Annotated in this window: 16 protein-coding genes; 7 read left to right on the plus strand and 9 right to left on the minus strand. The window is 61.8% G+C overall.

What is annotated here, in order from left to right; translation table 11 throughout:
- From AC4BBN_RS19560 to AC4BBN_RS19570, 3 genes are all read right to left on the minus strand, one after another.
- Entirely contained in the window at window positions 1-1,173 is a 1,173-nt protein-coding gene (locus AC4BBN_RS19560; protein ID WP_490593691.1) for an extracellular solute-binding protein, read from the minus strand.
- Window positions 1,174-1,257: 84 nt separating this feature from the next.
- Window positions 1,258-2,631: a glutamine synthetase family protein gene (locus tag AC4BBN_RS19565; RefSeq protein WP_490593692.1), complete on the minus strand. Its 1,374-nt coding sequence runs from the start codon at window positions 2,629-2,631 to the stop codon at window positions 1,258-1,260.
- A gap of 129 nt (window positions 2,632-2,760) precedes the next feature.
- Complete coding sequence (locus AC4BBN_RS19570) at window positions 2,761-3,792, minus strand: S1/P1 nuclease (protein ID WP_490593693.1); 1,032 nt, start codon at window positions 3,790-3,792, stop codon at window positions 2,761-2,763.
- A gap of 215 nt (window positions 3,793-4,007) precedes the next feature.
- Between AC4BBN_RS19570 and AC4BBN_RS19575 the strand changes: the two genes are divergently transcribed.
- Entirely contained in the window at window positions 4,008-4,565 is a 558-nt protein-coding gene (locus AC4BBN_RS19575; RefSeq protein WP_490593694.1) for a C40 family peptidase, read from the plus strand.
- A 74-nt stretch (window positions 4,566-4,639) separates the two neighbouring features.
- Window positions 4,640-5,530: a dienelactone hydrolase family protein gene (locus AC4BBN_RS19580; protein WP_490593695.1), complete on the plus strand. Its 891-nt coding sequence runs from the start codon at window positions 4,640-4,642 to the stop codon at window positions 5,528-5,530.
- Between the two features lie 77 nt (window positions 5,531-5,607).
- Here AC4BBN_RS19580 and AC4BBN_RS19585 read toward each other — a convergent pair whose 3' ends face one another.
- The 6 genes from AC4BBN_RS19585 to smc form a co-directional block, all read right to left on the minus strand.
- On the minus strand, window positions 5,608-6,480 hold the full coding sequence (locus tag AC4BBN_RS19585) for a DUF1932 domain-containing protein (RefSeq protein ID WP_490593696.1): 873 nt from the start codon (window positions 6,478-6,480) through the stop codon (window positions 5,608-5,610).
- Window positions 6,481-6,617: 137 nt separating this feature from the next.
- Entirely contained in the window at window positions 6,618-7,100 is a 483-nt protein-coding gene (locus tag AC4BBN_RS19590) for a hypothetical protein (protein WP_490593697.1), read from the minus strand.
- 70 nt (window positions 7,101-7,170) lie between these two features.
- Window positions 7,171-7,710, minus strand: coding sequence for a peptide deformylase (gene def, locus AC4BBN_RS19595; RefSeq protein WP_490593698.1), 540 nt, complete (start codon window positions 7,708-7,710; stop codon window positions 7,171-7,173).
- Window positions 7,707-9,797: an NAD-dependent DNA ligase LigA gene (gene ligA, locus AC4BBN_RS19600; RefSeq protein WP_490593699.1), complete on the minus strand. Its 2,091-nt coding sequence runs from the start codon at window positions 9,795-9,797 to the stop codon at window positions 7,707-7,709. Before ligA ends, def begins: the two co-directional genes overlap by 4 nt.
- A gap of 10 nt (window positions 9,798-9,807) precedes the next feature.
- Entirely contained in the window at window positions 9,808-10,839 is a 1,032-nt protein-coding gene (locus AC4BBN_RS19605; RefSeq protein ID WP_490593700.1) for a cell division protein ZipA C-terminal FtsZ-binding domain-containing protein, read from the minus strand.
- A complete protein-coding gene (gene smc, locus AC4BBN_RS19610; protein ID WP_490593701.1) occupies window positions 10,836-14,363 on the minus strand; it encodes a chromosome segregation protein SMC in 3,528 nt (1,175 codons plus the stop codon). The genes AC4BBN_RS19605 and smc overlap by 4 nt, the downstream gene beginning before the upstream one ends.
- Before the next feature lie 284 nt (window positions 14,364-14,647).
- On the opposite strand from smc, the gene AC4BBN_RS19615 reads away from it, so the two are divergent.
- From AC4BBN_RS19615 to AC4BBN_RS19635, 5 genes are all read left to right on the plus strand, one after another.
- Window positions 14,648-15,802: a P-loop NTPase family protein gene (locus tag AC4BBN_RS19615; RefSeq protein WP_490593702.1), complete on the plus strand. Its 1,155-nt coding sequence runs from the start codon at window positions 14,648-14,650 to the stop codon at window positions 15,800-15,802.
- A 394-nt stretch (window positions 15,803-16,196) separates the two neighbouring features.
- Window positions 16,197-16,532: a PepSY domain-containing protein gene (locus AC4BBN_RS19620; RefSeq protein WP_490593703.1), complete on the plus strand. Its 336-nt coding sequence runs from the start codon at window positions 16,197-16,199 to the stop codon at window positions 16,530-16,532.
- 56 nt (window positions 16,533-16,588) lie between these two features.
- A complete protein-coding gene (locus AC4BBN_RS19625; protein WP_490593704.1) occupies window positions 16,589-17,185 on the plus strand; it encodes an undecaprenyl-diphosphatase in 597 nt (198 codons plus the stop codon).
- 68 nt (window positions 17,186-17,253) lie between these two features.
- Complete coding sequence (locus AC4BBN_RS19630) at window positions 17,254-18,036, plus strand: COG4705 family protein (RefSeq protein ID WP_490593705.1); 783 nt, start codon at window positions 17,254-17,256, stop codon at window positions 18,034-18,036.
- 39 nt (window positions 18,037-18,075) lie between these two features.
- Window positions 18,076-18,522 carry a hypothetical protein gene (locus tag AC4BBN_RS19635; RefSeq protein ID WP_490593706.1) on the plus strand — a complete coding sequence of 149 codons (447 nt, stop codon included), beginning with the start codon at window positions 18,076-18,078 and terminating at the stop codon, window positions 18,520-18,522.
- Window positions 18,523-18,587 lie beyond the last annotated feature (65 nt).

The raw sequence follows: 18,587 nt of genomic DNA on the forward strand, positions 1-18,587 counted from the left end.
TTACTTGCTCTTCTTGAACAGCGTGTATACGTTGCTCATGGATTCACGGGTTTCATTGCTCAAGCTGGTGGGAGACACCATCTTGGCCATATTTTCCGCGTCCACGAAGATGGTCTTGTCGCTGGCGATTTCAGGCTTGACCTTCTCGATGCTGGCCTTGTTGGCCGTGGGGTAGCTCAACTCGTTGGTCAGGGATGCCGATACCTCTGGACGCAGGAAGTAGTTCATGAACTCCATGGCGTTGTTGGGGTGCTGCGCATCCTTAGGAATGGCCAGGTTGTCAAAGAAGATCAGGCCGCCGTTCTTGGGCAGCAGCACTTCGATGTCGTTGCCATTCTTGTTTTCCACAGCGCGCGCCTTGGCGATGTTCAAGTCACCGGCCCAGCCCAAGCCCACGCAGGCCTTGCCACCGGCCATGTCGTCGATCATGGTGCTGGAGAACAAGCGGATGTCCTTGCGCACCTTGGCCAGCATGGCGCCAGCAGCCTTGTGGTCCGCCACATCGGCGGAGTACGGGCTCTTGTCCAGGTAGTGCAGCGCTGGAGGAATCACTTCGGTGGGGGAGTCCAGATAAGCAATGCCGCAAGACTTGAGCTTGGAGGTGTAGGTGGGGTTGAACACCAGGTCCCAGACATTGTCAGGCAAGGGTGTGGAGCCCAGTGCCTTGGCAACCTTGCCCTTGTTAATAGCCACGGTGGTGTAGCTCCAAGCCCAGGGGATCAAGTGCGCGTTGCCCGCATCGACATTGGCGACCTTCTCCATGATGGTCGGATCCAGATTGGCCAAATTCGGGATCTTGCTCTTATCCAGCGCCATCAGCAAGCCGCCATCAATTTGCGATTTGGCGAACACGGCGCCTGGCACCACGATGTCAAAACCACTATTGCCGGCCACCAGCTTGGCGTGCAAAGCCTCGTTGTTTTCAAAGGTCTGGTAATTGACCTTGATGCCGGTTTCTTTTTCGAAGTTGGCCACCATATCTGCAGCGATGTAGTCGGGCCAGTTATAGACGTTCAGCACTTTTTCTTCGGTATTGGCAGGTGCTGGAGCAGGCGCCGAAGCCACCGGAGCCGGTGCGGGCGCAGAGGCTGGTGCCGCAGGCGCCTCTTCTTTTTTACCGCAGGCGGCTAAAAAAAGGGCTGACAAAGCAATAACCAGTGCTTGCTGTTTCATAGCGTTTAAGACTCCTAGAAGGAACAGATAAAAAAGTGAGAACCCCGAAAAAATCAGATTGTATAAAGCAAAACTGATACGCAGTTACACATGCAGCAGGAGATGCTCCCGCTCCCACGGTGAAATAACCTTCATGAATTCCTCGAACTCGATTTCTTTAATCTCCGTGTAGACCGTGATGAAATCTTCGCCCAATATCTCATGCAGATCGGGCTCACTGCGTAGCAAGTCCAATGCCTCCCCCAGGCTGCGTGGCAAGGTAAAGGGCGCCAGATACGCATCCCCCTTCATCTCGGACTTGGGCTTGATCTTCTTTTGCATGCCCAGGTAGCCGCAGGCCAGGGTCATGGCCATGGCCACATACGGATTGGCGTCCACACCGATCACACGGTTTTCGATCCGCCGCGCCTGCGGCGTGGAAATGGGGGAACGGATGCCCACGGTGCGGTTGTCGTAGCCCCATTCGGTGTTGATGGGCGCGGCGGTATTGCGCGACAAGCGGCGGTAGCTATTCACATACGGCGCTACAAGGGCCATGGCTGCGGGCAGATAACGCTGCAAGCCGCCGATGTAATGAAAAAAGGCTTCCGAAGGCGAGCCATCGTCGTTGCTGAAGATATTCCGCCCCGTAGCTTTGCTGACGATGCTTTGGTGCACATGCATGGCACTGCCCGGTTCACCCTCGATGGGCTTGGCCATGAAGGTGGCGTACATATCGTGGCGCAAAGCCACTTCACGCACAGTGCGCTTGAAAAAGAACACCTCGTCTGCCAGGCCCAGGGGGTGGGCGTGGAAGAAGTTGATCTCCATCTGCCCGGCACCTGCCTCGTGGATCAGCGTATCCACGTTTAGCTCCATTTTTTCGCAGTAGTCGTACAGCTCCTCGAACAGCGGGTCGAACTCGTTCACCGCATCAATGCTGTAGGACTGGCGCGAGGTTTCGGCCCGGCCGCTGCGGCCAATCGGTGGGCGCAACACCGTGTTCGGATCGGTGTTGCGCGCCACCAGATAGAACTCCAGCTCTGGCGCCACCACCGGCTCCAAGTCCAGCGCGGTATAGAGATCACAAACCCGGCGCAACACACTGCGCGGCGCAAATGGCACCAGCTTGCCGTCACGGTCATAGCAGTCGTGGATCACCTGCGCCGTGGGGTCCGTGGCCCAGGGCACGATACGCACCGTGGACGGATCGGGACGCAAGTGCATATCGCGGTCTGTGGGGTTGACCACATCGTAATATGGACCCTGGGAGGGCAGTTCACCGGTCACGCCCATTGCCACCACCGCCTCGGGTATGCGCATGCCGCGGTCTTCGGTGAACTTCTCGCGGGGCAAGATCTTGCCCCGGGCCACGCCCGTCAAATCAGGTACTAGGCACTCCACCTCCGTCACCCTGCGCTGGTTCAGCCAATTTTCCAGATCGTTGAAGGTCATGTTCTCTTTTTTGGCTACCGCCATAAACGAATGCTCCTGTAGTTGAATCAAGCAGCAACCCGCTGCAGTCTATTGCTTTTATTTTTATAGCACGCCGCGCACGCAATATATGCGCCAGAAGCCTATTTTGCTTAAACGTGCAACCACCCGGGTTCATCGGTAGAGCGCATTCACCAGCTGGGCCAAGCGCGCACCTGCCTTGGTCAACTGGCGTATTTGCAACCGCTCCCGGCGCGCGCGGTAGCCTGCCTCATCGTCGAAGCTGGTTTGCCATACACGGGCGCCCTTCTGCAGCGATGCGGGGCTGAAATGCACACCCACAAAAACCTCCCTGCTCGCCGTAAGTGAATCCTGGGCCCACGCATCTACCCAGCGCTCCGGCTTGGCCCGGCTGGCGCGCAGGGCCCGTGCATCGTGCAACATGGCGGCCGGGATGCTGCTGGAACGCAAGGTATCCGGAATATCGTCCCACATCGCATGCAAATTGCTGCTGCCAACCTCCAGGCTATTGCCGCCCCGGGTGGCGAACACCGCGTCAGAAGCCGCATTCTTTGCATCGGGGTCTACAGGCTGCGCATCGGCATCCAGATATACCGCGCCCACATGCAAAGGCTGGTGCAGGTCCCCCACAAAATGGGCCAGCAACAACAAGGCTTCTGCACGGCTGGCAATGCTGAAGGGTGCAGGCACAGGCTTGCCTTGCAGCATGGCAACCGCCGCTCGGATCGCATGCACCAAGTCATGCCCATTCACCCCTACATAGTCCGCCCGGTAACGGAGATGCTGGTGGGCCACGTCGGTGAAGTGGTAGGTCTTGTGGCAGTCGACACGCTGGCCGCAGCCATCCCAGTTACGCGCCACATAGTCCCGCATTGCCTGCACGCCCTCCTGGGTCTCAAAGCGAGTGCAGGCAGGTGACGGCCATCGCTCGTCTGCAGCATAGGTAAAGCCTTTGGGTCCAAAAGCCACGTTTTTCACGCAGTCTGCCCATGGTGCAGCCTGCTCCAGCGTCAGGCCCAGATCGGCTTGCAAGCCCGCCCGGGCACGATCCGTCAGCAATTGATCGGCTAGCGCGCCAACCACCATATGTCCTTGGTGGCCCCATGCCAGAGCCTGCTGCGGCAGGCCGCCTAACAAGGCAAAAACAACCATGGCCAGGCCAAACCAACTCTTGTAGTTATGCATACGGGTCTCCAACTTATCTGACAGCCCAAGGGGCAAGGCAGCCCAATACGGCAGCATATCGCGCCACTTGCAGCCCAAAATATTGCCTTCAAAACCAGTATGCATGAACAACTGCATACAAAAAAATTTCAAAGGTTACGCCAAGTTTCAGACCGCTTTGCAAAGCTGGGCTTTCTGCCTTGACTTGACTGCCAAATCCCTCTAACCTGCGCCGGATGCCCAAATGGATACTCGTTTTACTTCTCGCCTGCTCCACCGCCCACGCCGCCCCTCCCTCCCCCAGCAATGAAGAGATAGACAAAATCCTGGCCGACAAAGGCCTGTTGAACCACACCATTGACCAGCTAGAGCAAGTGCGCCAAAGCATGAGCACCAAAGCCTCGGATTTGGTGGTGAATGCCATGGGTTTCCTGGGAGTTCCTTACAAGCGCGGCGGCAACTCCGCAGAGACTGGTTTTGATTGCAGCGGCTTCGTACGCGCCATGTACGAACAAACCGTGGGCCTGGTGTTGCCGCGCCGTGCCAAAGAGCAGGCCGCTGCGACCGACCGCATTGACAAGAGCGAACTGCGCCCGGGCGACCTGGTTTTCTTCAACACCATGAAACGCGCCTTCAGCCACGTAGGCATCTACGTGGGCGATGGCAAGTTCATCCACTCTCCTCGCACAGGCTCTCAAGTGCGCGTGGAAGACATGCGTGAAGCCTACTGGCAGCGCCGCTTCGATGGCGCCCGCCGCGTCACGCCACAGCCTGAAGCAGAGGCCAAACCCTGAGCAAGACCTGCGGCAACTTACGGTCTTTGCCGTAATACAGCAAACCGATATGCTCCAAATTTTGGAGACCTTCGATGCGACGCAAAACTGCCCAGGATTTCGACCAGGAACTGTTAATACTGTTTGACGCCTATGTACACGGCAACCTGGACCGCCGAGGCTTCCTGGAAAAGGCCCAAAAATTCGCAGTCGGTGGCGTCACAGCCACCATGCTGCTAGGCGCACTCAGCCCCGATTTCGCACTCGGCCGACAAGTCCCCCCCAACGACCCGCGCATTGCCACCGAAACGCTGTCATTTCCTTCCCCCAAGGGCTATGGCAGCGTCAAAGGGTATTTGGCACGCCCCGCGAATGCCACCGGCCCGCTGCCGGCCATCTTGGTAGTGCATGAAAACCGCGGCCTGAATCCCCACATCGAAGATATCGCCCGGCGCCTGGCGCTCGACAACTTTGTGGCCTTCGCACCCGACGCGTTGACTCCGTTGGGCGGCTACCCTGGCGACGAAGAAAAAGCCCGCGTCCTTTTCGGCCAGCTAGACCAAAGCAAAACGGCAGAAGACTTTGTTGCCGCAGCCGAGTTCCTCAAATCACGCCCAGAAGTGCGCGGCAAGATAGGCGTCGTAGGCTTTTGTTTTGGCGGCGGTGTGGCACACATGCTGTCTACCCGCCTGCCCGATTTGGGTGCCGCCGTCCCCTTCTATGGCAACCAACCTGCAACCAGTGCCGCAGCACAAGTCAAAGCCCCACTGCTGATGCACTTCGCCGCGGTAGACGAACGCATCAACGCATCCAGGCCCACCTACGAAGCCGCACTCAAGGCCGCTGGCGTACCGTACACCGCCTACCAGTACCCAGGCACACAGCACGGCTTCAATAACGACACCACGCCACGCTATGACGCTGCTGCAGCCAAGCTGGCATGGGAGCGCACGCTGTCATTTTTCAACCAAAATTTGCGCAGCTGAGCCAGCAAAAAAAGAGATTAAAAACAGGCTATGGCGCACCATTTATCTGCGCCAGCAGCTCTCAATTTGAGAGCAAATCACTCTGTGCCTAGCAGGCGATCCGCGTAGTCTTGCCAGCGCGCATTTGACCCCAGGTCCGCGAACAGCTTGGCACGAGCCAGGCGGGCCATGGCGTCCTGTTTGTGAGCGGTGGCGGTGGCCATAGTCGGGTCCAGGCCCGCGTCGCGCACGGTGCGGGCGGCCTCGAACATCTCCTCGGCACGGCGCTTGCCATGTTGCGCCACCCGCTGGAAGAAATAGCTGCCCTGCTGCTGCCAGTCGATGCCGGGGAAGGTCTCGGCCAATGTGGCCAGCATATGCTCCTCCACGCCGTAATGGCGGGCTGCGGCATAGCTCTCCATCACCAAGGCCTCCATTCCCTTGACCACCACGCTGCGGCACATCTTGATGGCCGAGGCCACGCCGATCTCATCCGACACGGCCTTGGCGTCCATGCCCCAGGCACGCAGGGTCTCGGCCAGCTCCTCGGCCTTGGCCCCCCCCAGCAGCATCGGCACACGTATGCCATATGGTGGCACCGACGCCATCACACCCGCATCCACGTAATGCGCGCCACCCGCAGCCAGCATGGCGGCCGCGCGCTTCTTGGTGCTGGGCGAGGCTGAGTTCAGGTCCAGGTAAATGCTGCCCTCGCGGATGCACATGCCGGCGTCTTCTGACACGTCCAGCGCGCTCGATGCGGTCACGGCTGACACCACCAAGTCGGCCTGCGCATACAGTTCCTGGAATGAAGCGCAGGCTTGTACGCCGCCCGGTACGGCGTCGCGCACATGGTTGTCGTTGAACTGCAGATCCCAGGCGCTGACCGCGCCCACATGGGGGGCCAGGCCGGCAGCAAAAATCTTGCCGACCTCGCCATAGCCGAGCACGCCCAAGTGCTTGAATTGCATGGTGTTACTCCGAAAATCAGGGTTGTGGAATAGGGCATTGAGGATCTACCAACCGCCCGGAAAAGGCATTGGCCAGGCGCTCACTATCCCCTGCCCGCGCGCTGGGCGCAAGAGGCGAGAACAAGGGTGCGCTGGGTTCAGGTCACCGGCCTGGAAACCGCAGACCTGGCAGGCTGAGCCGGTACGGCCGGAGCTGCTGGTTCCGGCATGGGCGTCGCGGCAGCAGCCGGCAGGCGCAGATAGGCAGCCGCATCCTGCGGCGCCATGCCAAAGGTAAAGGTGGCCGGATTGCTCTCGGTACCGCCCCAACCATAGGCTTTCACATCGTTGATGGCGGTAAAAGCCATGCGGGTGGGCACACCCGCGCAATGCAGTTGCAAGACACCCGTGGTCGTGGCCGTGTAGCGGAAATTGCCAGCGCAGACGCGCTCGGGCGGCTGTATGGATGTCAGCTGAACCGAACCCGTACGGTCCAGCGCGACGGTGGCGGTGCCCTGGTAGGCCACGCCGTCCACCACCGCCAAAGCAGGCGTGCTGGAGTACAAATAGGACACAGCCTTGGTGCTAACCGTGTCGCAACCGGCCAAAGCCAAGACAAGAGTGCAAAGTACTGCTTTCATGGCGCCATCTTAGGTGCCCGTGCCCCGTGGATAGGCAAGGTAAATGGCCGAAAAGCCGGCTATTTCCGGTTCAATCGTCGTCCGACGGCGCGATGCCCGGGAACAGCACTTCGGTGTAGCCCAGCTGCGTCAAATCGCGCATGCGCGTGGGGTACAGCCGGCCAATCAGGTGGTCGCACTCGTGCTGCACCACGCGGGCGTGGAAGCCTTCCACCGTTCGGTCGATAGGGTCGCCGTACTGGTCGAAGCCGGTGTAGCGTATCTTGGACCAGCGCGGCACCAGCCCCCGCAGACCGGGCACCGACAGGCAGCCTTCCCAATCGTCTTCCTCCGCCTCGCCCAAAGGCGTAATCACGGGGTTGATTAGCACCGTGGGTGGCACCAACGGGCGGTCCGGATAGCGCGGATTGGCCTCGCGCGTGCCGAACACCACCAGCTGCAGGTCCACCCCGATCTGCGGCGCTGCCAGCCCGGCACCGTTGGCCGCGCGCATGGTGTCCAGCATGTCAGACACCAGCAGGTGCAGCTCGTCGGTATCGAAATGGGTCACAGGCTGGGCCACGCGCAGCAGGCGGGCGTCGCCCATTTTCAGAATGGCGTGTACGGTCATGGGGCAACTCCTTCATTCACCAGAGCCAGCATCTGCGCCTCGTCCAGCACTGGCACGCCCAATGCCAGCGCCTTGTCCAGCTTGCTGCCGGCCTCCTCGCCGGCCACGACGTAATGGGTTTTCTTGCTCACCGAACCGGCCACCTTGGCGCCGGCGGCTTCAAGCAAATCTTTGGCCTGGTCACGGCTTAGCGTGGGGAAGGTGCCGGTGAGCACAAAGGTCTGACCGGCCAGGAGCTTGGGCGCCTGGGCTGCAGGCTCGCCCTCTTCCCAGCGGATACCGCAGGCGCGCAGCTGCTCGACTACTTCGCGGTTGTGCGGTTGGTCGAAGAAAGTGCGGATCGCTAAAGCCACGATCGGGCCGACGTCGGCGACTTCCAGCAACTGCTCCACCGTTGCGTCCATGATGCTGTCGAGCTTGCCGAAGTGCCGGGCCAGCTCCTTGGCCGTGGCCTCACCGACGTGGCGGATACCCAGGCCGAACAGGAAGCGCGGCAAGGTCGTGTCCTTGGATTTTTCCAGCGCGGCCAGAATGTTCTTGGCCGACTTTTCGGCCATGCGGTCCAGCTCGGACAAGGCCGTCAGGCCCAGCTTGTACAGGTCGGGCAAGGTGCGGATGATGCCCGCGTCCACTAATTGCTCGACCAGCTTGTCGCCGAGGCCTTCGATCTCCACCGCGCGGCGGTGGGCGAAATGCAATATCGCCTCCTTGCGCTGCGCCGGGCAGAACAGGCCGCCGCTGCAGCGGTGGTTCATCTCGGTCTTTTCGCGCACCACGGCGCTACCGCAGATGGGGCATTGGCGCGGCATGCGGAAGTTGGGCACGTAGATTTCACGCAGCTTTTCAACCACCCCGACAACCTCGGGAATCACATCGCCGGCACGCCGCACGATGGCGGTATCGCCCACGCGCACGCGCTTGCGGCGCAGCTCGAACAGGTTGTGCAGCGTGGCGTTGGTCACCGTCACGCCGCCGACGAATACCGGCGCCAGCCGCGCCACGGGCGTAAGCTTGCCGGTACGGCCGACCTGCACGTCGATGGCAGTCACCGTGGTCAGCTGCTCTTGCGCCGGGTACTTGTGCGCCACGGCCCAGCGCGGTTCGCGGGACACAAAGCCCAGTTGGCGTTGCAGGGCCAAGGCATTGACCTTGTAGACCACGCCGTCGATGTCGTAGGGCAGCTGGTCGCGTGCGGCACCGGTCTGCTGGTGGAATGCTATCAATTCAGAAGCACCCTGCGCAATGCGCACCTGCGCTGCAACCGGAAAACCCAAAGACTTCAGCGTCTGCAGCATGGCGTAGTGCGTGTCGAACGCCGGGCCGCCCTGCTCCACCGGTGTCACTTCACCCAGGCCGTAGGCAAAGAACTTCAACGGACGTTGGGCCGCAATGCCCGGGTCCAGCTGGCGCACCGCGCCGGCGGCCGCATTGCGCGGATTCACAAAGGTTTTCAGGCCAGCTTCGCGCTGGCGCTCGTTCAGCGCGTCGAAGTCGTCGCGCCGCATATAGACCTCGCCGCGCACCTCCAGCAGTGCGGGCGCATCGCCGTGCAAGCGCAGGGGGATTTGCCGCATGGTGCGGATGTTCTGCGTCACGTCCTCGCCGTACTCGCCGTCGCCGCGCGTGGCGGCCTGCACCAGCGCGCCGTTCACATAGCGCAGGCTCATGGCCAGGCCGTCGAACTTGGGTTCAGCCACGTATTCCACCGGCGCATCGCCCTCAAGCAGGCCCAGCTCCTTGCGGATGCGGGTGTCGAAATTCAGCGCGCCGCTGGGCTCGGTATCGGTCTCGGTGCGGATGCTGAGCATGGGCACGGCGTGGCGCACCGAGGCGAACTCGGGCAGCGGCTTGCCGCCCACGCGCTGGGTCGGCGAATCGGCCGTCAGCAGCTCGGGGTGTGCCTCTTCCAGTGCCTGCAGTTCGCGGAACACGCGGTCGTACTCGGCGTCCGGCACGGTCGGCGCGTCCATCACGTAATAGCTGTGGCTCCAGGCATTGAGCTGCGTGCGCAATGCTTCTATTTTGATAGCTACTAGCGCAGGATTTACCTGCGCGGGAGCCCCAAAAAGCTCTAAGTTTTCCGCCATATCCATTGAATCAACTGAATAACCGGCGAGCCAATGCCGAGCCTGCCGCCAGCTCGCGCGACTCCAGCGTGTCGTAGAGCTTTTCCAGCTCGGCGCCAATGCCGTCCAGTGCGTCCTGGGGCAAGGGGTAGCCTCGGTCGTCGGTGATGCTGCCGTCCATGGCCTCGGCCAGGGCCTTGGCGGTTTCACGCATGCGCACAAAGGGCTGCTCGGCGCGGTCCACCTGGGGTACGTCCAGGCTCAGCGACACCTCGCGCAGGGCCGACTGATCAGGGTCTTCGGCCAGGGCTGCCTGGGCGTCGAAAGCCAGGCCCAGCACCGGTGGCATGCCCGCCGTGGCCGAGGGCAAGACCATACGGCCCGGGATCAGCGAGGGCACAAAGCCCAGGCGTGCCGCGTGCTGCTGCACATAGCCGGGGCTCCAGGCCGCGTGCACGGCGCGCAGGGTGAAGCCCAGCTGGGCGTCGTGGTCGTTGGCGAACTGGTCGAGCTCGCGGCCACGGGCCACTTCTTCGCGCATTTCGGGGAATTCGGGCAGGCCGCTGACCGCATCGGCAAAGGCCTGGGTCTTCATCACGAACTCGGAGAACTCGATCTCATTCAGCGCACCCGTGCGGTTGGCCAGCTGCACACCGGTTTGGAACTGGGTGTAGCGCTGGCCGGCGGCAGGTGTTTCCCATTGCTGGCTGGTGGCGTTCAGGCCCTCGATGGCAAAGGGTTTGCTGCCCACGCGGCGTGTGGGCGGCATGGCGGCCAGGGCCGCATCGCCCGACACCGGCTGCTCCACGGCCACCGTGGCCAGACCGTCGATCAAGGCGTCCATGCCGGGCTTGCGCTCAGGCACGGGCAGCGGGGGCAGCTCACCCTCGAACGAGGGTTCCTGGCGCGCCACGTCTTCTTCCCCCGCAGGGAAGGCGCTGGGCGGTGGTGGATCGGGTTGCTTGGGGGCGTTTTTACGGGCGGTCCAGGTGCTGTGCGCGACGACGGCGGCCAGTACCAGGCCGCCCCCCACCGCCAGCCCCAGTTGTAGGGTAGTTGTCATGTCAATTCGGCCATGGATAGGGCCGACTCCATATCGACCGCCACAATGCGCGAAACGCCCTGCTCCTGCATGGTCACACCAATCAGTTGCTGGGCCATTTCCATGGCGATCTTGTTGTGGCTGATGAAAAGAAATTGGGTCTCGCTGCTCATGCTGGCCACCAGTTTGGCATAGCGCTCGGTGTTGGCGTCGTCCAGCGGCGCGTCCACCTCGTCCAGCAGGCAAAACGGTGCCGGGTTCAGCATGAAGATGGCGAACACCAGGGCAATCGCGGTCAGGGCTTTCTCGCCGCCCGACAGCAAATGGATGGTCTGGTTCTTCTTGCCGGGCGGCTGTGCCACCACTTGCACACCTGAATCCAGAATCTCGTCGCCGGTGATGACCAGGCGCGCATTGCCGCCGCCGAACAGCTCGGGGAACATCTTGCCGAAGTGGCCGTTCACGGTGTCGAAGGTGCCGGACAGCAGCTCGCGGGTTTCGCCGTCGATCTTCTTGATGGCGTCTTCCAACGTGGTCATGGCGTCCACCAGATCGGCGGTCTGCGCATCCAGGAACTGCTTGCGCTCGCGTGCCACGGTCAGCTCGTCCAGCGCGGCCAGGTTCACGGCGCCGAGTGCGGTGATTTCGCGGTTCAGCCGGTCGATCTCGCTCTGCATGCCGTGCATGCGCACATCGCCATCGGCAATGGATTTGGCGATCGCCTCCAGGTCGGCCTTGGCATCGGCCAGCAGCTGGGTGAACTGCTCCGAGCCCAGGCGTGCGGCCTGCTCTTTCAGCTGGAATTCGGTGATGCGCTGGCGCAGCGGGTCGAGTGCGCGCTCGTTCTGCATGCGGGCCTCGTCGGCGGCACGCAGGCGGGCGGTCAGGTCGTCGTACTGGCTGCGCTGGGTGCCAAGCGCGGCTTCACGCTCCAGCTTCTGGGCCAACGCGGTCTGCAGGCCGCCCTGGGCGGCGGCATCGCTCAAGCGGGCCAATTCATCGTGGGCGCGCTGCTGCTCGTCGGTCAGCGACACGGTTTGCTGCTGCGCCATGTCCACCGCACGGGTCAGCTCGGCGCGGCGTGCGCCCAGGCTGCGCTGGGCGAAGGTGGCCTCCTGGGCCTGGCGCTCCAGACTGCGCTGCTGCTCACGGCATTCGTTCAGCTTGCGCTGCACTTCGATGACGCGCTCGTCCAATTGGGCGTGGCGCTCCTGACTGTCGGCCAGTTGCATGTCCAGCTCTTCGAAGCGGGCCTCGGCGGTGACGCGGCGCTCTTGCAGATCGTCCAGCTGGGCTTCGACTTCGGCCAGGTCGCCGGCCAACTGCTGGCTGCGCGCGCGGGCCTGTTCGGCCAACTGGCCCAGGCGCAGGGTTTCGACTTGCAGCGCGTGGGCCTGGGTTTGTGCCTCGCTGGCTTCGCGCCGGGCCGTGACCAGGCGCTGCGAGGATTCGTTGTAGGCCGCCTCGGCACGCACCAGGGCGTAGCGGGTTTCCTCGTTGATCAGCGTTTGGGCGCGCAGCTGCTTTTCTAAATTTTCAATTTCCTGCGCGCGGGCCAATAGGCCGGCCTGCTCGGAGTCCTGGGCGTAGAAAGATACGCTGTGCAGGCTGACGGCGTGGCCGCTCTGCACATAAATAACTTCGCCCATCTGCAGCTGGCTGCGCTGCTGCAGCGCGTCTTCAAAGCTGGCGGCGGTGTAGCAGCCGTGCAGCCAGTCGCCCAGCAAGGCGGCCAGGCCGGCATCGTTCAAACGCAGCAAATCGGCCAGGCGCGGCAAGGCGGCAGCACCCGGTGCAGAGCCGGCGGGCGGCGCGCTGTAGAAGGCCAGCTTGGCCGGAGGCACGTCTTTGCCGTCCAGGCCCGCGAAGGCGCGCACCATCTCCAGCTTCGATACTTCAAGTGCGCCCATGCGCTCGCGCAAGGCGGCTTCCAGGGCGTTTTCCCAGCCCTGCTCGATGTGCAGCTTGCTCCACACGCCTTGCAGGCCTTCCAGTCCGTGGCGGGTCAGCCAGGGTTTGAGCTTGCCGTCGGTCTTGACCTTTTCCTGCAACGCCTTCAGCGCCTCCAGGCGGGCCGATATGTCGGCCTGGCGGGCAGACTCGGTGTTGACAGCGGTTTGCTTGCTGCGCCGGTCTTCGTCCAGCTGGGGCAGGTTTTCCTGCAGTTCCTGCAGACGGGCATCGGCTATGGCTGCGGCCTCGGAGGCTTCGTCCAGCTGGCCTTGGAGCATCTCCAAGCGGGCATCGTCGGGTGCGGCCAGGGACTTTTTGTCGCCCTCCAGGCGCTCTCGGCGCTGGTCCAGCTGGCGGAACTGTTCTTCGATGCTGCGCTGCTCGGCGGCCAGCACCTGAATTTGCTGCTGCACCTGAACCACGCCCGTGCGCTGCTCGTTGGCGGCACGGGTGGCGCTTTGCAGCGCATCTTCCAGGTCTGGCAGCTGGGCGGCCTGCTCTTCCACCTGGGCGGCCAGCAGCTCGGCTTTTTCTTCGGCCTCGATGCCGGTGGCCTCTAAATTTTCGAGTTCGAAATGCGCATCGTCCTGGCGCGTGGCCCATTGCTGGATTTGCTCTTTCAAGGTGGTCAGGCGCAGCTCAACACGCTGACGACCTTCGACCACGAAGCGGATTTCGCCCTCCAAGCGGCCAACTTCGGCGCTGGCCTCGTACAGCTTGCCCTGGGCCTGGTTGACCGCGTCGCCCGCGTCGTAATGGGCCTGGCGTATGGTTTCCAGCTCGGCTTCGACATGGCGCAGGTCGGCGATGCGCGACTCCAGGTCGTTCACCGCCTGGGCGGCATCGGCCTTGACCTTGCTTTGGTCGGCCTCGCTCTCGGTCTTTTTCAAAAACCACAGCTGGTGCTGCTTCAGCGTGGCGCTGGCGTGCAGGGTGTTGTACTTGTGCGCCACCTCGGCCTGCTTTTCCAGGCGCTCGAGGTTGGCATTGAGCTCGCGCAGGATGTCTTCCACGCGGGTCAGGTTTTCACGCGTGTCGCTGAGGCGGTTTTCGGTCTCGCGGCGGCGCTCCTTGTATTTGGAGACGCCCGCGGCTTCTTCCAGGAACAGGCGCAGCTCTTCCGGGCGCGACTCGATGATGCGGCTGATGGTGCCCTGGCCGATGATGGCGTAGGCGCGCGGGCCCAGGCCGGTGCCCAGGAACACGTCTTGCACATCGCGCCGGCGCACAGGCTGGTTGTTGATGTAGTAGCTGCTATTGCCTTCGCGGGTCAGCACGCGCTTGACGGCGATCTCGGCAAACTGGCCCCACTGGCCGCCCGCGCGGTGGTCGTTGTTCTCAAACACCAGCTCCACGCTGGAGCGGCTGGCCGGCTTGCGGGTGGTCGTGCCGTTGAAGATCACGTCCTGCATGGACTCGCCGCGCAGCTCGCTGGCCTTGCTCTCGCCCAGCACCCAGCGCACCGCATCCATGATGTTGGACTTGCCGCAGCCGTTCGGGCCCACCACGCCGACCAGTTGGCCTGGCAGGTGGAAGGTGGTGGGTTCGGCAAAGGACTTGAAGCCCGCGAGCTTGATGGATTGGAGGCGCACCGAAGTCTGGTTTGTGAAGCTAGTGGGTTAATCAGCTGGGCAATTGCATACACCCAAGGGGCGGCAAGAGCGGGTTTGAGTTTACCCGAGCCCCCAGGCCTATCCCAGGGTAACTGCTACCAATTGCTACCAATTCAATAGCTTGCAGCGCAGACAGCACCTGCGCCAGGCTGGTATTTCTTCCACAAGCCCTGCGCCAACGCTGTGCCAGCAGGGGTTTTATGGTGCAATTATTTAATTTTCCGTAAAATTATGTTTTGCGAAATAATTCATCCATAAAACCCATGGCCGACCTCTTCACCTACCGCCGCAACGCCCTGGCGGCCAGCTACTGCGACGCGCTGGAGGGCCGTGGCATTCTGGACGCCACCTCCGGCCTGTTCCTGGCCGCGCCCCGGCGCACCGGCAAATCAACCTTCTTGCGTGAAGACATGGTGCCCGAGATGCGCAAACGCGGCTGGGAAACGCTGTACGTGGATCTGTGGTCCGACCGCAGCCGCGACCCGGCGGAGCTCATTATTGCCGTCGTGCGAGAGGCCCTGGCCCGCTTTGATGGCGTAGTGCTCAAAGCCGCCAAGGGCGTGGGGCTGGACAAGCTGACTGTGCTGGGGGCTCTGAGTCTGGACCTGAACAAGATCGGCCAGACCGGTGGCGCCACGCTGGCCGACGCGCTGGAGCGGCTGCGCCTGAAATGCGGCAAACCCCTGGTACTGCTGGTGGACGAAGCCCAGCACGCCCTGTCCACCCCCGCCGGCACCCAGGCCATGTTTGCGCTCAAGGCCGCGCGTGACCGGCTCAACCAGGGCACGTCTGAGCGCGGCCTGCACCTGGTGATGACCGGCTCCAACCGCGACAAGCTGACGCACCTGGTGCTGCGCAAAAGCGAGCCCTTCTACGGCGCCGGGGTGACCCGCTTCCCGCTGCTGGACCGGGGATTTGTAGAAGCCTACGCCGACTGGCTGAAACCCCAGTTTGCCGACGGCAAAGCCTTCAGCGCCGATACGCTGGAGCGCGCCTTCGACCTGCTGGGCCGCCGGCCAGAGATGCTGAAGCGCGTGGTCGGCGAAGCCGTGGCCGACTGGGGCGGCGCCGATGCACTGGACGCGCTGATTGAGCGCAACGCCCAGCAGTTGCAGAGCCGTGCCTGGCAGGAATTTGCCTCGGCCTACAACAGCCTGCCAGGCGCCCAAAAAGCCGTGCTGGACGCCATCGCCCGCCTGGCCCCCGACTACACCCCGTTTGCCGAAACCGCCCTGGCCGCCTACCAGGCCGTGCTGGGCAAACCCTTGAGCAACTCGGCCATCCAGGGTGCGCTGGACGCGCTGCGCGACAAGGAACTGATCTGGCGCGCCGGGCGCGGCGACTACGCTTTTGAAGACGACGGCCTGCGCGCCTGGTACCTGCAGCAGCACCCGCAGCCACCGCAAATTGCCGACTGAAACCTGCTATCAAGTCAATAGCTGCCAGCGTAGGTAATACGTGCGCTAGAAGCTATTTTTCCTGATTAGCTACTTGCCTCAGACATACCACCACAACCGTTCGCCCTGAGCTTGGCCTGTCGTGGGTTTATCGAAGGGTCGAAGGGCTCAATTTGCAAGCCCTTCGACAAGCTCAGGGCGAACGGGGTTTTCATGGGCGTGGTTGCGTTCTGAGGCAGGCACCTAATCAGGCTATTTTTATGCGCAATAGGGCTGATCTCAGAAAACATAAAGTAAAGCAAGCTAAGCCCTGACGTACTATTTCCAGCAGCGACTTCTTTGGCTCAGTGAGAGCTAAGTCTGCCTGCGTAACTTCTCCACTGTGCAAATCCCTGCACTCTTCCGGAGAAGCATCATGTACCGCTACACCAAAATTTTCTTACTGGCTATCGCCATTGCAGCGACAGGGGCCGTGGCCTACGCCGCCAAAGGTGGCATGGAAAACGACGCCTTGGCAATCAGCAACGCCAAGATTCCGCTCGCTCAGGCCGTCACTGTCGCCGAGCAACACGCCAACGGCAAGGCGTCGCGCGCCGAATACGAGAACTCGAAACAAGGCTGGGTCTATGACGTGGAGGTCGTCAGCGGAGCCAAGGTCTTCGATGTCCGGGTTGATGCCGACAAAGGCACGGTTATCTCGTCTGCTGAAGATAAGGCAGATCACGATGACGACCACGACAAGCAGGACTGACACCTCGCCAACATGGCCGGGTCGTCTCTAGTACGGCGATCCGGCACGGAGACCGCATGGAATCACTCAACCACACACTGTTTCTCTGGCTGAACGCGCCAGAGCGTCCCAGCGCTTTGGCGCTGATGCTGGCCACCTTCTTTGCCGAGCAGCTCATCTGGGCGGTACCGCCTCTGATCGGTATCGGCTGGCTGCGGGGCAGCGAAGGCATTCGCAAGGCCATGCTTGTTGTAAGCGCGTCGGGGGTACTGGGCCTTCTGATTAACCAAGCCATCGGATTGGCCTGGATGCACCCCCGACCTTTCATGATCGGACTGGGGCATACCCTTATCCCTCATGTTGCCGACTCCTCATTCCCAAGCGATCACCTGACGCTGTGGTGGGCAGTTGCGTTCAGCCTCCTGCTACAGCAACAACATCGCAGTACAGGCATCGGCCTGGCCTTGTTGGGCGTCCCCATCGCGTGGGGTCGCATCTACCTTGGTGTGCATTTCCCGTTTGACATGTTCGGGGCGATCTCGGTGGCCTTACTCAGTGCTTGGCTGACCTTGCGCACAGCCCACTGGTATCTGGGGGCTAGTTACAGACTCGCCACCGCAATTCATCACCGGCTTTTTGGCAAATTGATCGCGCTCGGATGGGTGCACGACTAAGCCTATGGGTTGGCTAAGTCTGGCCAGACAAACTGACGCCAACCATTTCAACTCAGCAGGAGAACACCTTGAACAAATTACCCACGAGCAGCATCACAGGCTGGCTCAACAAAGTCCCGGAGGTCGCTCTTTCCTTCTGGATCATCAAAATCATGTCCACTACGGTGGGGGAAACTGTTGCCGACTATCTGGCAGTCGAGGCAGGCTTGGGGCAAGGCCTGACGCGAAGCGTCATGGCAGCTCTGTTGGCAGCCGCCTTGTTCATGCAGTTGCGTACCCACCGCTATATCCCTTGGATTTACTGGCTGACGGTGGTACTGGTCAGCGTTGTCGGCACCCAGATCACCGATCTGCTGACCGATGGCCTTGGCGTCAGCCTGTACATCAGCACCTCGGCGTTTGCCGTTGCGCTTGCCGCGATCTTCTTCGTTTGGTATCGGGTCGAGCGCACCCTGTCCATTCATGACATCGTGACGCGCAGCCGGGAGCTGTTCTATTGGGCAGCCATCCTATGCACCTTCGCGCTAGGCACGGCTGCTGGCGATTTGGCGACGGAGGCATTGGGCTTGGGCTTTATCTGGGGCTCGGTGGCGTTCGGTGCACAGATCGGCATCACCTATGCGGCCTGGCGCATGGGCGGCAACGCCGTACTGACCTTCTGGATCGCCTACATCCTGACCCGCCCCTTCGGCGCCGCGCTGGGCGATTTGCTGACCCAAGCCAAGACCTATGGCGGTCTCGGCATGGGTGCAATGTGGACGAGTGCCCTGTTCCTCTCGGTGATCGTCTTGCTGGTGGCTGTCGCGCAAATCGGCATGAACGCAAACCGCTCTACCCAACTCGCTGAATAAGCCAGTTCCTAAACCACTTTCCACTACTCAAGGGAAAAAATGACCCATCGCCACTCAATCGCTCGCCCTTTTTTCACCGCTTCCGCAGCCGTATTCCTGGCTCTGACAGCGGGTTGCTCCAAGCCAGCCGATCAAGGCAACACAGGCGCAGCGTCGACCTCACTAGGCCAAAGCATCCCGGCCCAGCAAGGCAAGGTCGCCTCCAAGCTAGGCGACCTGTCGGCCTTCCGCAGCATTGCCGCCGATGTGGCCACCATCGTGGATAAAGGCGACTTGCCCGCTGCCAAGGCCCGTATCAAGGACTTGGAGGTCGCATGGGACTCCGCCGAGGCCGGTTTGAAACCACGGGCGGCCGATGATTGGCACGTGCTCGATAAGGGCATAGACAAGTCGCTTTCGGCACTAAGGGCTGACGCGCCGAGTCAGACTGATTGCAAGGCTGCCATGGCTGCGCTATTGAAAACCTTCGATGCGCTACACGGTTAACTATAAGGATGCCATCATTTATCGAATTCAGGTGTAGCCTTGAATAATTGACTATTGGAGGGGGA

This window comes from Rhodoferax sp. SPJ21 (assembly GCF_058216335.1).

Bases quoted from the DNA above. Each gene is read 5' to 3' on its own strand.
- AC4BBN_RS19560 (WP_490593691.1), bottom strand. From the start codon at position 1,173: ATGAAACAGCAAGCACTGGTTATTGCTTTGTCAGCCCTTTTTTTAGCC.
- AC4BBN_RS19565 (WP_490593692.1), bottom strand. From the start codon at position 2,631: ATGGCGGTAGCCAAAAAAGAGAACATGACCTTCAACGATCTGGAAAAT.
- AC4BBN_RS19570 (WP_490593693.1), bottom strand. From the start codon at position 3,792: ATGCATAACTACAAGAGTTGGTTTGGCCTGGCCATGGTTGTTTTTGCC.
- AC4BBN_RS19575 (WP_490593694.1), top strand. From the start codon at position 4,008: ATGCCCAAATGGATACTCGTTTTACTTCTCGCCTGCTCCACCGCCCAC.
- AC4BBN_RS19580 (WP_490593695.1), top strand. From the start codon at position 4,640: ATGCGACGCAAAACTGCCCAGGATTTCGACCAGGAACTGTTAATACTG.
- AC4BBN_RS19585 (WP_490593696.1), bottom strand. From the start codon at position 6,480: ATGCAATTCAAGCACTTGGGCGTGCTCGGCTATGGCGAGGTCGGCAAG.
- AC4BBN_RS19590 (WP_490593697.1), bottom strand. From the start codon at position 7,100: ATGAAAGCAGTACTTTGCACTCTTGTCTTGGCTTTGGCCGGTTGCGAC.
- def (WP_490593698.1), bottom strand. From the start codon at position 7,710: ATGACCGTACACGCCATTCTGAAAATGGGCGACGCCCGCCTGCTGCGC.
- ligA (WP_490593699.1), bottom strand. From the start codon at position 9,797: ATGGCGGAAAACTTAGAGCTTTTTGGGGCTCCCGCGCAGGTAAATCCT.
- AC4BBN_RS19605 (WP_490593700.1), bottom strand. From the start codon at position 10,839: ATGACAACTACCCTACAACTGGGGCTGGCGGTGGGGGGCGGCCTGGTA.
- AC4BBN_RS19615 (WP_490593702.1), top strand. From the start codon at position 14,648: ATGGCCGACCTCTTCACCTACCGCCGCAACGCCCTGGCGGCCAGCTAC.
- AC4BBN_RS19620 (WP_490593703.1), top strand. From the start codon at position 16,197: ATGTACCGCTACACCAAAATTTTCTTACTGGCTATCGCCATTGCAGCG.
- AC4BBN_RS19625 (WP_490593704.1), top strand. From the start codon at position 16,589: ATGGAATCACTCAACCACACACTGTTTCTCTGGCTGAACGCGCCAGAG.
- AC4BBN_RS19635 (WP_490593706.1), top strand. From the start codon at position 18,076: ATGACCCATCGCCACTCAATCGCTCGCCCTTTTTTCACCGCTTCCGCA.